Origin of the sequence: Labrenzia sp. PO1, assembly GCF_012273635.1 — a bacterium.
Taxonomy (GTDB): Bacteria; Pseudomonadota; Alphaproteobacteria; order Rhizobiales; family Stappiaceae; genus Roseibium; species Roseibium algicola.
This window is the reverse complement of sequence record NZ_JAAXCR010000002.1, coordinates 719197-732194: the sequence shown is the minus strand read 5'-3', so window position 1 is coordinate 732194 and position 12998 is coordinate 719197. Positions and strand designations below refer to the sequence as shown.

At 59.0% G+C, this 12998-nt stretch carries 14 protein-coding genes; 2 read left to right on the top strand and 12 right to left on the bottom strand.

From position 1 onward, the window contains the following. Positions 1 to 18 precede the first annotated feature (18 nt). Complete coding sequence (locus HCG46_RS11260) at positions 19 to 708, top strand: YoaK family protein (RefSeq protein ID WP_158514212.1); 690 nt, start codon at positions 19 to 21, stop codon at positions 706 to 708. Positions 709 to 736: 28 nt separating this feature from the next. Here HCG46_RS11260 and HCG46_RS11255 read toward each other — a convergent pair whose 3' ends face one another. The 4 genes from HCG46_RS11255 to HCG46_RS11240 form a co-directional block, all read right to left on the bottom strand. Next, complete coding sequence (locus HCG46_RS11255; RefSeq protein ID WP_168686255.1) at positions 737 to 1486, bottom strand: ABC transporter ATP-binding protein; 750 nt, start codon at positions 1484 to 1486, stop codon at positions 737 to 739. Then, positions 1483 to 2721 carry an ABC transporter permease gene (locus tag HCG46_RS11250; protein ID WP_075284461.1) on the bottom strand — a complete coding sequence of 413 codons (1239 nt, stop codon included), beginning with the start codon at positions 2719 to 2721 and terminating at the stop codon, positions 1483 to 1485. The genes HCG46_RS11255 and HCG46_RS11250 overlap by 4 nt, the downstream gene beginning before the upstream one ends. Continuing rightward, complete coding sequence (locus HCG46_RS11245) at positions 2718 to 3731, bottom strand: efflux RND transporter periplasmic adaptor subunit (RefSeq protein WP_168686253.1); 1014 nt, start codon at positions 3729 to 3731, stop codon at positions 2718 to 2720. Before HCG46_RS11245 ends, HCG46_RS11250 begins: the two co-directional genes overlap by 4 nt. 143 nt (positions 3732 to 3874) lie before the next feature. Continuing rightward, positions 3875 to 4087: a SlyX family protein gene (locus tag HCG46_RS11240; protein ID WP_023002075.1), complete on the bottom strand. Its 213-nt coding sequence runs from the start codon at positions 4085 to 4087 to the stop codon at positions 3875 to 3877. A gap of 200 nt (positions 4088 to 4287) precedes the next feature. Between HCG46_RS11240 and HCG46_RS11235 the strand changes: the two genes are divergently transcribed. Continuing rightward, on the top strand, positions 4288 to 4992 hold the full coding sequence (locus tag HCG46_RS11235; protein ID WP_168686251.1) for a glutathione S-transferase N-terminal domain-containing protein: 705 nt from the start codon (positions 4288 to 4290) through the stop codon (positions 4990 to 4992). Between the two features lie 16 nt (positions 4993 to 5008). Here HCG46_RS11235 and HCG46_RS11230 read toward each other — a convergent pair whose 3' ends face one another. From HCG46_RS11230 to HCG46_RS11195, 8 genes are all read right to left on the bottom strand, one after another. Next, a complete protein-coding gene (locus HCG46_RS11230) occupies positions 5009 to 5212 on the bottom strand; it encodes a hypothetical protein (RefSeq protein ID WP_023002073.1) in 204 nt (67 codons plus the stop codon). 103 nt (positions 5213 to 5315) lie between these two features. After that, entirely contained in the window at positions 5316 to 5990 is a 675-nt protein-coding gene (locus HCG46_RS11225; RefSeq protein WP_168686249.1) for a YceI family protein, read from the bottom strand. A gap of 205 nt (positions 5991 to 6195) precedes the next feature. Beyond that, positions 6196 to 6987, bottom strand: a complete 792-nt coding sequence (locus tag HCG46_RS11220; protein WP_168686247.1) for an isocitrate lyase/phosphoenolpyruvate mutase family protein — start codon at positions 6985 to 6987, stop codon at positions 6196 to 6198. A gap of 221 nt (positions 6988 to 7208) precedes the next feature. Continuing rightward, on the bottom strand, positions 7209 to 8849 hold the full coding sequence (gene groL, locus HCG46_RS11215; RefSeq protein ID WP_031269757.1) for a chaperonin GroEL: 1641 nt from the start codon (positions 8847 to 8849) through the stop codon (positions 7209 to 7211). A 54-nt stretch (positions 8850 to 8903) separates the two neighbouring features. Next, positions 8904 to 9191, bottom strand: a complete 288-nt coding sequence (gene groES / locus HCG46_RS11210) for a co-chaperone GroES (RefSeq protein ID WP_006935644.1) — start codon at positions 9189 to 9191, stop codon at positions 8904 to 8906. A 278-nt stretch (positions 9192 to 9469) separates the two neighbouring features. Further along, positions 9470 to 10036, bottom strand: coding sequence for a hypothetical protein (locus HCG46_RS11205; protein WP_168686245.1), 567 nt, complete (start codon positions 10034 to 10036; stop codon positions 9470 to 9472). Positions 10037 to 10217: 181 nt separating this feature from the next. Next, the gene (locus tag HCG46_RS11200; RefSeq protein ID WP_168686243.1) at positions 10218 to 11708 is read right to left on the bottom strand and encodes a sigma-54 dependent transcriptional regulator; all 1491 of its coding nucleotides are present in this window, start codon (positions 11706 to 11708) and stop codon (positions 10218 to 10220) included. A 212-nt stretch (positions 11709 to 11920) separates the two neighbouring features. Beyond that, complete coding sequence (locus HCG46_RS11195) at positions 11921 to 12727, bottom strand: hypothetical protein (RefSeq protein WP_168686241.1); 807 nt, start codon at positions 12725 to 12727, stop codon at positions 11921 to 11923. Positions 12728 to 12998 lie beyond the last annotated feature (271 nt).

Here is a 12998-nt window from a genome sequence, read left to right as displayed (position 1 = left end):
CCACAATTGGACCGATCCATGTTGCATCACAGTCGGCCGTTGGTGCCGATCCTGCTCGCCTTTTGTGCCTGCTTCATCGATGTGGTCTGCATTCTCGGCCTGTTTCACACCTTCACGGCATTCATTACCGGAACGCTTGTCGTCTTGTGCACGGAGGTGTTTCACCAGGGGCAAAACGCGGCCCTGAAGGTCTTCGTGCTCGCGGTTTTCTTCGGTTCGACTCTCTTCTGGTTCGTTTCGGTCACTGCGCTGGTGCGCAAAAACAGGATTGCCGTCCGGCATCTGTTCGCGCTCGAAGCTTTGCTGGTGGCGGGCTTCATGTTCGTCGCCGGTCTTGGAGATCCGTCAGCCGGAGGACCGTTGTCTGCCGTCACTCTGACGGCTGTCGGGTTTTCGACCGTGGCCATGTCGTTGCAGAACGTCATCATGCTGACCCTGCTCAACAGACATGTTCCCACGACCATCATGACCGGCAATACGCTGAAGCTTGTGCTCGGCATCGCCGACTATTTCACGCATCCCGAAACGCGGCCCGACAGCCGCTCCCGGATCCGTCACCAGGCCTTCGTCCTGATGGCCTTCGCGGCCGGAGGCCTCCTGGCGAGTTTCCTGATGACCGTCATGGGGTTCTGGGCGCTTGCGATACCTGTTGCGCTTTTGATGCTGCTGGCGATAGTCCAGCCGGTGCATGAGCCTCAAGTCGCCTGAAACCGGTGCCAGCTACTCAGGCCGCAAATTATGCGCCCAAGCTGGGTGCTTCTTCCCTTTGGTGGTGCCGGTCGTAATCGATGCGGCCGTCGACCAGGTGGATACGCCGGTCCATCCTGTCGGCGAGATCGATATCATGGGTAACGGCGACGACGGTGGTCCTTTCGGTCTTCACAATGGCCTGAAGACTTTCAAACACCTGTTCCGTCGATACACTGTCGAGACTGCCGGTCGGCTCATCAGCAAGGATCAACTGCGGTGAATTGGCAAGTGCCCGGGCGACAGCGACGCGCTGTCGCTGCCCGCCGGACAATTGCTCCGGGCGGCGGTGAAGAAACTCTTCCAGACCCAGCGCCGCCAGAAGCTCCGTCGCATGGTCGAGTTGAGCCTTGGGGCTGCGTTTGCCGAGCCGCTGCATCGGGATCATTACGTTTTCCAGCGCGGTAAATTCCGGCAGCAGGAAATGAAACTGGAAGACGAAGCCGAGTTTTTCCAGGCGAAGATGCGCCATTTCGGCAGATGTCAGCGCATGGGTGGGAAGGCCGTCTATCCGGACCTCGCCGGACGTCGGCCTGTCCAGAAGGCCAAGCAGATACAAAAGCGATGATTTCCCGGAACCGGACGGACCGGTAATCGCAACGAACTCCGCCTCGCCAACCTGAAAGCTGACGTCCTGCACCAGTGTCACCGGCACGATGGCCGGCAAGATGCGGGTGAGGTTGCTCGCTTCCAGCAGAACGTGGCCGGGAGCCGTTTGTTTTTCCGGGGAAGGGGTCATGTCGCCCCTCGGATAATGTCGACAGGATTGAGCCGGGCGGCTTTCCTGGCGGGAATGTAGCCGGCGATCCCGGATGAAAACAGCGCCAACAGGCAGGCTATGATGTAGTGCAGGGCGGAAAAATAGATCGGCAGGTGGGTCATCTCCACGTCCTGGGTAAATTCGAATTTGACCGACGCGAGATAGCTCGACAGTCCGAAACCGAGCGCCGAACCTGCAAGAGCGCCAAGGATACCGATCACCAGCCCTTCAAGCACGAAGATCTGCTGAATATCGACTTCCGGAAATCCGAGCGACTTCAGGATCGCGATGTCACGCGCCTTTTCGTGCACGATCGTCGAGACGATGTTGAAGATGCCGAAGCCGGCGACCACCAGAATGGCCCCGACAACCGTGTACATGATCACGTTGCGTACGAAGAAGGCTTCCATCAGCCCCTCGTTGGCCTCTTCCCAGGAAACCGCCTTGTAGCCGAGCTGCCGCTCGGCCCGTGCGGCAACCGCGTTGGCTTCGGCGATGGAATTGAGGTGGATCGCGATCGAATTGATGACGTCCGGTTTTTCCAGGAGGATCTGCACGGCCTTCAGTGGCGCATAGGCAAGCCCTTCGTCGCTGGTGGTGATGCCGCTGTGGAACAGGCCGACGATCTTGAAGCGCTTGGCGACACCGTTTGCGGATGTCAGGGTCACGGTATCGCCCAGGTCCGCACCCAGCCGTTCCGCTGCCTTGTCGCCGACAACGAGGCCATTTGACGTCGTGTCCAGGTCCTCGAAGGAGCCTTGGCGCATATCCTCGCCGATCTTGGAGACGGTCAGTTCGCGCTTGGGTTCCACACCGACCAGGGTCATGCCGATGTCCTGTCCGGCATAGCGCAGCACCGCCTGGCCGCTCAGGCGCTGCGCCATCGATCCGTTCACCCAGTCGCGCAGCGAGGCAAGCGCTTCGGTCGGATTTCGGATGCCGCGAAGGTCTTCCTTTGGTCTGAGACCATGATAGGTGACAGCGTCATAGACTGCACTGGCCGGTTGTTCCGCCGGTGCGCGTTGCTCGTCCAGGATCTCCACATGGGGAATGGCGTCGATCAGTGTTGCGGTAAAATCCCGCTGAGACCCTTCCATGAGGCTCGCCATCGCCACCGAAAATCCGACACCAAGTGCGACGCCAAGCGTTGAGACAATGGTCTGGCGCAAGCGGTTGCGAATGTGGGTGGAGGCGATGCGCAGGAGAAGCATTATTTGCCGTCTCCGGGAACCGGCCTGACCTTCTGTCCTTCTGCCAGATCCGGGTTATAGGGAAAGACGACCCGGCTATCTCCGGTGATCCCCTTCAGCACTTCCGTGGCGCGGGTGCCCTTGATCCCGGTTTCGACCTCCAGCTGAACGATTTTGTTATCCCCATCCAGCGTCAGCAGCTTCGAGCCGTCGAAGGCAGCGGTCGGCAGAAGCAGCGCGTCGTCCTTCTCCGAGGTGACGATATTGATCTCGGCTGTCATGCCGATGCGCAGCGGGGTGTCTTCCGGGAGATCGAGATAGACCCGGTAGTTCTTCAGCACCGGATCGCCTTTCGGAGTGATGCTGGCAACTTCCGCTGTCAGTTCCTTGCCTGGAAAGGCATCTGCACGGATCAGGGCCTTGTGACCCTTGGCGACCTTGGGAATATCCTCCTCGTTGACTTCCGCCACCAGTTGAAGGGGAGAAGGCTGACCGATCCAGAAGAGAATTTCACCGGGTTCGGCAACTTCCCCCACCGACCCGTCCGCCCTCAGAACCATGCCGTCCATGGGGGCCACGATGACATAGTCGCGCAGCCGTTCCTTCTGGGCCGCGGTGATGGCGTTGATGCGGATCAGTTCGTTCTGGGCCTTGTCGTAAACCTGCTGGCTGACGACACGGCGTTCCAGCAGTTGCAGCGCACGTTCCTTGTCGGATTGTGCCAGCTCCTGGCGGGCTTCCAGTTCGGCAAGCGTCGCACGGGCATCGCCGCTGTCCAGTTCCGCCAGCTGGTCGCCTTTCTGGACCTGGTCACCCTCGCAGCCGCACAACGAGACGATCCGCTCGCGGATGATGCTGGTAACCTTCGCCCATCGGACGGGTTCAACGACTGCGGTGGCATAGACCACTTCGGCTGCCCGCCCGGTCGTCGGCATCACGGTCTGCACTTCCGGCGGTTTCTTGAACCACCAAAGTGAGCCCGCGATGGCTCCCGCGATCAGCAGAACAAATATCAAAAGTTTTAAAAAGCGCATGGCACACCCTTGCCGGATCTGCCGCCACAATAACGTTTCGAGCAAGGAACGCCATGGCCTGGATCAAATGAGGATGCCTGCGCGCAAAGGCTGGCTGGACGTGTGCCTCAAGAGCGCGATCAGGTAGCGCCCTTCGTCGAAGATCAGTAATGCGGCGGCTTTTCGATCTGGTGGCCGGGCAGAACGTTCTCCATCAGTTCCGTGACCTGATCCGTCATGTTGGTGACGAGCCGGTTGAGCCTGTCCAGCTGGCGTCCCTGATCGAAGACGACCGTATTCAGTTCATCAATGGTGTTGAGCGCATGAGCGAGATCGATCTCGAGCTTCTCGATTCGGGCTTCTTTGTCGTCCGCCATGGGTGTCTCCTGCGTCGTCCTGGGGCAATGTGGCTTCTTTCGGCACTCGCCCGATGTCTGTCGAGGCAGGTATATTGCGGCGGCGGCGAAACACCAACTCTCATTGTCAGCGGACTGTGAGTTTGCGCCGGGCGGTGCTGCGCTATATCTATGCGTAATCCTGACAGGGGTCGGGACCTGCAATCCCTAAAGAGGGCTCCATGACCGATCTGTCTGACTTCGAGATCTCCCGCAAATGGCCCGCCAAACACGCCGACCGTATTCAGCTCTATTCGCTGCCGACGCCCAACGGCATCAAGGTTTCGGCGATGCTGGAAGAAACGGGCCTGCCTTATGAGCCGCATGTGGTCGATTTCGGCAGCAATGACCAGTTAAGCTCGGAATTCCTGTCGCTCAATCCGAACAACAAGATCCCGGCAATCATCGATCCGCACGGTCCAGGCGGCGAGCCGCTGCCCTTGTGGGAATCCGGCGCGATCCTGATTTATCTGGCGGAAAAGTCGGGCAAATTCCTGCCGCAGGAGCCGGCAAGGCGCGCCGAAACGCTGCAGTGGCTGATGTGGCAGATGGGTGGCTTTGGCCCGATGGCGGGTCAGTTGGGCTTCTTCCACAAGTTCGCGGGCCGGGACTATGAAGACCGTCGGCCTTTCGAGAGATACCGGGACGAGACGAAACGCCTGCTTGGCGTTCTGGACCGGCAGCTGGATGGGCGCGATTTCATCATGGGGAGCGACTATACCATCGCAGACATGGCCTGCTGGCCCTGGGCGCGAAATCTCAACGGCTTCTACGAGGCCGGCGAGGTGACCGACTTCGCGTCCCACACCAATGTGGTTCGCTGGGTCGACACCTGCATGAGCCGTCCGGCAAGCCAGAAGGCGGTCAACATTCCCTCGCGCGACTAACGTGAAACGGTGTCGATCAGGCCAGGAAGACGACCGAAGTGAGCAATGCCAGTAGCAGGATGATCACCGCTGCGACCCGCCAGATGGTGCCATATCTGGAAACCGGGGGAACCTGGGATTCCAGTTCCTGATCGGTCTGGGCATCCTGAGCGATCGTCCTGTTGAGTTGATCGGCATTCTCATATTGGTCTGACGCAGTCTGTCGCATACTCTGTGCCATCGGTCCCTCCATGGTTCAATTCTAGGAAGAAAACCGTCAGAGGCGGCTAAGGTTCCGAAAACCGTGTAAGACGGTCACGCATGAGGAACGGATGCTGACCGGATTATTGCGCTTCAGCCTCTTTCAGTGGTGGGCCGCTGAACTCCGTTTCGATAACGAACCCAACATCATCCCCCACCCCGAGGTTAGAGCCTTCTGGCGGAAGTCCGTAAGACATGCCGAAATCGGACCTTCTCAGCGTACCTGTTGCGGAAAATCCGATCCGAGCCTGTGGGTCGTAAACCGCCAGGCCCGGATAACCGCCGTTGAAACGCACGTCGAGCTCAACTGGCCGCGTTTCTCCCCTGAATGACAGGTCGCCTGTCACGACGGCAGTTTCAGCGCCGGTCAGTTCAATGCTGGTCGAGCGATAGGTGATCTTCGGATGATCTCCTGCATTCAGCCAGTCCGGGCCAAGCAGCATGTCGCGAAAGCCATCGGGTGGCGTTGCCGTCAGATGCAGGGATGCGACGTTTATGTCGACGCTCAGGCTGGCGTTGGCCGGATCAGCGGGATCGAGTTCCAGTGCGGCGTCAAAGTCAGCAAAGGACGCGCTGTAGTATGAAAAGCCGAGGTGATTTGCCCGGAAGATGAGCGTCGAATGGAATTTGTCGATCTTGTAACTGCCTGCCGGTAGAGCCGTCGCGGCGTCACCTGCATTTGCAGCAAGTGATGGCAACAGCACCGCTGCGACACCGCAAAGGGCGGACAGAAAACGAAGTCCCGGGGACAGTGGCATAGTGGTTCCTCTATTGACCGGTAGTTGGAAACAGCGGTGTGTTCAGGCCGATTTCAGGTGAAGCCGTGGCTGAATTACCTGTGGCCATAGCCAGTGGTCTTGCCGATCGGCTATCAGGCAATCAAAAGATACCGACCAGTTGGTATGTTGTCAATCTTGCGGCCCTGATCTGTCGCCGGACGAGGAAGGTGTTGGGCTTCAGCATCTAACAAAGCCTTGACCATGCGGGAGAAGCATCAAGGCTGGTAAAATCTCCCGCGGCGATGGTTTGACCCAGTGTATTGATCGCATTGAGAGCCGCGCGGGTAAATGATCCGCCAAGACTGATCCGCCGCACGCCAACGTCTGCGAGCTGGTCGAAGGACAGGCCCGATGTACCTTGCCCGATGACATGGTTGACCGGAACAGGTACCGATGCGCAGGCCGTCCGTATGGCTTCAAGATCAGGTAGGCCCGGTGCGTAGACGACGTCTGCCCCTGCTTCGGCAAAAGCGGACAGACGGCGAAGAACCTCATCGAGGTCATAGGCTCCCTTGCCGAGACCATCGGCGCGAGCCGTCAGGACGATCCCGGATTTCCGGGCCTCCAAGACAGCGGCATCAACGCGCTCGAGAGCTTCGGAATATGGTCTTATACGACCAGGGTTGGACGTGTCGCGGTCTTCTATCGAGATGCCGGCAAGCCCGGCTTTCGCGGCAAGTGCGACCGTCTCCGCGATACCTTCCGGTGTGTCTGCAAAACAGTCTTCTCCGTCCAGGGTGACGGGAAGGCCAGTCGTACGGGACAATGCCGATGCGTGGTCGATCGCTTCCTGCCTGGAAATTTGCCGGGAACTATCGCGCCGGCCTGTCGTGAAGGCATATCCCGACGACGTGGTGGCCAGAGCCTTGAAGCCGCAGTGCGCCAACAGCCTGGCGGATACGGCATCCCACGGATTGGGCACGATAAAGCACCCGGTCTCGTGCAGTTCTCGAAAGACATTGGCTGGGCTGGACATTTGAAGGATGCGCGAAGAGCAGGGCTATCTTGGACCGATATGAAAACACAGAGGTAGCAAGAAGAGCAAGCGCTTCCGTTGGTTGAGTTGCTGTTCAGGTTTCTGGAAACCCATGCCAGCCCTGGGCTGCCTTGCAGTACAAGCATGAGATGATGGGCGGCCAAGAAAAAAGGGCGGTCCGAAGACCGCCCTTTCTGTAAAGCTTGTGAGCTTTGGGCTTCTTAGAAGCCCATGCCGCCCATGCCGCCCATGTCGCCGCCCGGCATTGCCGGAGCGTCTTTCTTCGGCAGTTCAGCAACCATGGCTTCGGTGGTGATCAGCAGACCAGCGACGGAAGCTGCGTCCTGCAGAGCAGTACGGACAACCTTGGTCGGGTCGATGATGCCAGCTTCGATCATGTTGACGAACTGTTCGGTCTGAGCGTTGAAGCCGAAGGACGGATCGTCGTTTTCCTGGATCTTGCCAACAACGATGGAGCCTTCGACACCAGCGTTTTCAGCGATCTGACGGATCGGAGCTTCCAGAGCGCGCAGGACGATCTTGATACCAGCTGCGATGTCGGCGTTGTCGGAGGCCAGGCCTTCGACTGCCTTCTTGGCGCGCAGCAGAGCGGTACCGCCACCCGGGACGATGCCTTCTTCAACGGCAGCGCGGGTTGCGTTCAGAGCGTCGTCGACGCGGTCTTTTTTCTCTTTCACTTCGATTTCGGTCGCACCGCCAACGCGGATAACGGCAACGCCGCCTGCGAGCTTTGCAAGACGCTCCTGGAGCTTCTCACGGTCGTAATCGGAAGTGGTTTCTTCGATCTGAGCCTTGATCTGGGAAACGCGGCCGTTGATGTCGTCCTTGGAGCCAGCACCGTCAACGATGGTGGTGTTTTCCTTGGTGATGGACACCTTCTCGGCGGTGCCGAGCATGTCGAGGGTCACGTTCTCCAGCTTGATGCCGAGATCTTCGGAGATAACGGTGCCGCCGGTCAGGATCGCGATGTCTTCCAGCATGGCCTTGCGGCGGTCGCCGAAGCCCGGAGCCTTGACAGCAGCAATCTTCAGGCCGCCACGCAGCTTGTTGACGACGAGGGTAGCAAGTGCTTCGCCTTCAACGTCTTCAGCAATGATCAGCAGCGGACGGGAAGACTGAACAACAGCTTCCAGGATCGGCAGCATGGCCTGCAGGTTGGAAAGCTTCTTCTCGTGCAGCAGGATGTACGGCTTTTCCAGGTCAGCCATCATCTTGTCAGCATTGGTGACGAAGTAAGGAGACAGGTAGCCGCGGTCGAACTGCATGCCTTCAACGACTTCGAGTTCGGTTTCGAGGGACTTTGCTTCCTCGACGGTGATCACGCCTTCGTTGCCGACTTTCTGCATGGCTTCGGCAATGTCCTTGCCGACCTGCTCGTCGCCGTTAGCGGAGATCGTGCCGACCTGTGCAACTTCACCAGAGGTGGTGATGGTCTTGGAAGCAGCGGTCAGAGCCTTGACGGCTTCAGCAGCAGCAAGATCAACGCCGCGCTTCAGGTCCATCGGGTTCATGCCGGCTGCAACAGCCTTGGCGCCTTCCTTGACGATGGCCTGAGCCAGAACGGTCGCGGTGGTGGTGCCGTCGCCAGCGATGTCGTTGGTCTTGGAAGCCACTTCGCGCACCATCTGGGCGCCCATGTTTTCGAACTTGTCTTCCAGTTCGATTTCCTTGGCAACAGACACACCGTCCTTGGTGATGCGCGGTGCGCCGAAAGCCTTGTCGAGAACGACGTTACGGCCTTTCGGGCCGAGGGTCACCTTGACGGCGTTTGCGAGGGTGTCGACACCACGCAGCATGCGCTCACGTGCGTCGGAGGAGAATTTTACTTCTTTAGCAGACATGTGATCGTCTCACTCTTTTGGAACAGGTTGAAATCAGAAGCGGTTCGCGGCTGGTTACGCGATCACGCCCATGATGTCGGATTCCTTCATGATCAGGAGGTCTTCACCGTCGATCTTGACTTCGGTGCCGGACCACTTGCCGAACAGAACGCGGTCACCAGCCTTGACGTCGAGCGGAACGATCTCGCCGTTGTCCTTGCGGGCGCCGGTGCCGATGGCGATGATTTCGCCTTCCTGCGGCTTTTCCTTAGCGGTGTCCGGAATGATGATGCCGCCAGCAGTCTTTGCTTCAGAATCTACGCGGCGAACGACGACACGGTCGTGCAGTGGACGAAATGCCATAACACTGTTTCCTCTCATGAGCGCGCCCCACGCAATAGGCAGCGCGCGAGACATGAACATTGGGTTGCGTTGCACGGAAGGAAATTGCCTCCCGTCACCAATTAGCACTCCTTAACAGCGAGTGCTAACAGCGCCATGGATTTATGTAGCTGTGCTCAGCTTGTCAATGCTTTGTGACGAGAATTTAATCGCAATCGGTCGCGTTGCGCCTATGGGGTAGTCAACAGACCGGGGAGGCGGAATTATGGCGTCGCTGCTACTGCGTCAGCGAGCCCGGCTCAATTCGCGCCGGAAACGCTGAATGGCAGTGTAAAGGCGCTCGTTTTGCCGCCGATTTCGTCGGTGAAGCTCGTTTCCAGCTGGTAGTCGCCGGCCGGCAGTCCGCTGAACTGAAACGTGAGGGCCGCGGAAAGTTCACGCTGCTTGGACCGGCCGCTGCCGGAAAAGGTCGCGAAGTTCTCCTGTTCGGCCAGAACCTGGCCGGATTTAGTCAGCAGTCTGTAGTCCGCGGTCAGCTCATAGGCATAACCGCCTTCGGTTTCCTGAAAGCCGTAACCGACCGGTTCTGCGTAGACAGACAGCGCTTCACCATCGGCAAACGTTGCATCAGCGCGCGGCGTATACTCGCCATATCCGGTGCTCGGGCTGGAAGCGAAGGTTGCGGCCGTGAACGAAAGACCGGCAGCCGCCCATGCCTGGTCATAGGCGGCAAGTGCGTTCTGGAAAGCTTCAGGAGGGCTGGCGGGGGATTGGGCCTGCGCGGACAGCTGTCCAGCAGACAGTCCGGTTGCAATCAGAACAGCAGACAGCGTCTGCCGAAAAGCACATTTTCCCACCAGCATCATCTATATCCCCGCACGCCTTTAAATCTTGTCGTTTTCAGCGATTTTGCCGATATAAACCGACTTGTCCGATTAAACAAGGCAATGTGTGCGGCGCGGTAAACGCCGGATTTAGCTGTACTCTACTCGTTATCCGCGAAAGTAGAAAACCCGATTGCGGTTAACGTGTCGCCGGTCCGGGCATTTACATGCTGCGGGCTGTCCAGGACTGGCGCTTGCGGTAGATAGTGGAAGGGCTGATCTCAAGCGCTGCTGCCGCCATGGCGATGTTGCCGTCAAAGGCATCAAGAGCGTCTTCGATGATGCGCCGCTCCTGGGCCCAAAGCGGCTCGATGGTTCCGAACGGCCGGCTTGGTGGCGCCACGCGCGATCGCTCGCGGGACAGGTCGATCAAGGTGCCCGGCCGGCTGCTCTGGTCGCGAATGATCAGCGGCAGCATGTCGTATGTGACAGCGGCACCGTCATTCATGACAACGATCTGCCGGATGGTGTTCTCAAGCTGGCGGACGTTGCCCGGCCAGGGATAGGAAATGATCCGCGCTTCAGCGTCCGCATCAAACCCTCTGAAACCGCGCCGTTCTTCCGCCGAATAGCGTTCAAGGAAGGTTTCGGCGAGCGGCAGGATATCGTCGCGGCGCTCTCTGAGAGGCGGCATGTGGATCGGCAGCACGTGCAGCCGGTAGTAAAGGTCTTCGCGGAAGCGGCCGGCGGATATTTCCTGAACCGGGTTCCGGTTTGTTGCGCAGATGATGCGCGCGTCCACCTTGCGGGTATGTGTGTCACCGAGGCGCTGGAACGTCCCCGTCTGCAGGAAGCGCAACAGCTTGCTCTGCAGGAGAAGGTCCATCTCGCCGATCTCGTCCAGGAACAGCGTGCCGCCATCGGCCTGTTCGGCCGCGCCCGCACGGTTGTCTGCAGCTCCAGTAAAGGCGCCGCGCACATATCCGAAGATCTCGCTTTCAATGAGGTCTCGCGGAATCGCCGCGCAGTTCAAGGTGACGAAACGGTTGGACCGGCGCTCGGATAATTCGTGAACCGCTGCGGCGCACAGTTCCTTGCCCGTTCCGGACTCTCCGGTAATGAAGACCGGAGCCTGCGACGGCGCCATGCGACCGATCTGGTCGTGGATGTCGCGCATCTGGGCGGAGGTGCCCACCAGGCGGTTCGTTCCGGAGCTTTCGGTCCTGATGTGTGCGGCGCGAAGCGGAGGTGCGGATAGCTCCGGCATTGAAACGACAGGCTGGACACTCTGCGGTGCTGCGGGAGCAACCGGTTGAACGGGCCTTCTTTGTTTCAGCTGGAAGGAAATCTTGGACGCAAGCGCATCGAGCGAGAAGGGCTTGGTCAGGAAATCATGGGCTCCGGCGCGCATCGCGCTGACGGCCCGCGAGACAGACCCCTTGGCCGAAACCGCGATGATGACCGCCTTGGGACAGCGAACCGCATAGGCTTCCAGGGCTTCGTCGCCACCGATGGTTTCCAGATCGATGATCAGAATGTCGGTGGTCTTGTCTGCAAGGTCTTGCAGGCAGGACGAGGAGTCCGTGTACAGGATGGGGTCCGTACAGGCATGAGACAGTTTGGCGCAGACCGCAGATGTGCGGGCAGCCTCGGAGGCCGTTGCGTCAAGTACGCGTACTATAACAGGCAGCTCTTTGCCCTCATTACTCCCCATTGCTGGGTAACTCCCATCGCTGGATACGGGTCATTCGAATATCGAAAGATTCGTCAATTTGATAATTCTCCGAACAGGGTAAACAAAGCGTTGTCAGATGACGCAAATTGCAGGCGATCTTCGCTTTCGGCACAGAAAAGGGCCGAAGTGAGCAAAATATTCCAGCTCAAACGGGGGGGTGGATATGCCGAAGACCGGTCAGACCTGAGAAATCAAAGGCCGGCCGACAGGTATCCTGCCAGGAAACTGGCAAGGCAGAGGGCGAACACCAGCCAAAGGTCAACAGGATGTACCAATGCGCGTTGCAGCTTTCGGAAGACTTCCGGAAGGCCGGTTCCACCCGGTGCGTTGGTTCCGGTGCGCAAGGCGTGCGCGGGCGGCCGGAAGGCATCATGCTCGTCCACGGTTCCCGACACCCCACCTGTTTCAAGGTGTGGAAGAGCCTTCGTTCCCGGCGCGAAATGTTTACCGGCCGAGTCCCCGTCTGGTGCATCTTTGGCGGCAAGGTCTGCTGCACAATCCGGAAACGACCCGGCGTGCGCCGGTTGAAACTCCGGCGCGTAGCTGCCTTTGGGAATGGTGATGCGCACCGGGTCGTTTGCACCGGACCCGGCATAGTACTTCTCTAACCTGCGCCGCAGCCGGGCGGCCTCGACACGTACGATAGGGTCCGTCACCGGATTGAAGTCTTCCGGCCGCCCGAGCGCTTCGACCGCGATCGTATAGCCTTTTATCTTTTCCTGTTGTCTGTTCAACGTGGCATGCACGACAAACCCCAGGAAGGCACGCAGTTGGGGCGCGGACTGGAATTCGGAGCTTTTCAGGGTGTTGATGAGCGCGGCCTTGATCTGCTCCTCGCAGGGAAGTTGCTCCTGCACTGTGTTCGGGGCCGCTGCTTCACCTGACTTGAGAGAAGTTGAGGCCTCGGGTGTGGGGCGGTCCTTGGCAGGCTGGTCTATCTTCGCATCCGGCGTATTGTCGCGCGGTGCCCGATATGTCGTTTGTTCGGCTGCATGCATATCAGCCCCCTGCTAGACCTGTTGACTGATCCGCCGTGAAGTAGCTTCCCTTACGTAAATTTAGACGAAGTACTACCGAATGCAACGGTCAAAAAGTCATGGGGACGTCATTGCCCGGTGCGTCCAGCGGGTGAGTGGGAGACTTGTGGTTGTGAGCTGTTTGAGACACTGTGAACGCTGCGTGAGGAGCGAAAAACGCCGAAATACCGTGACGCATCAACCATAGTCGGGGACAAGTCACGGATTCCATACCGCAAGGCGGTTGTAGATT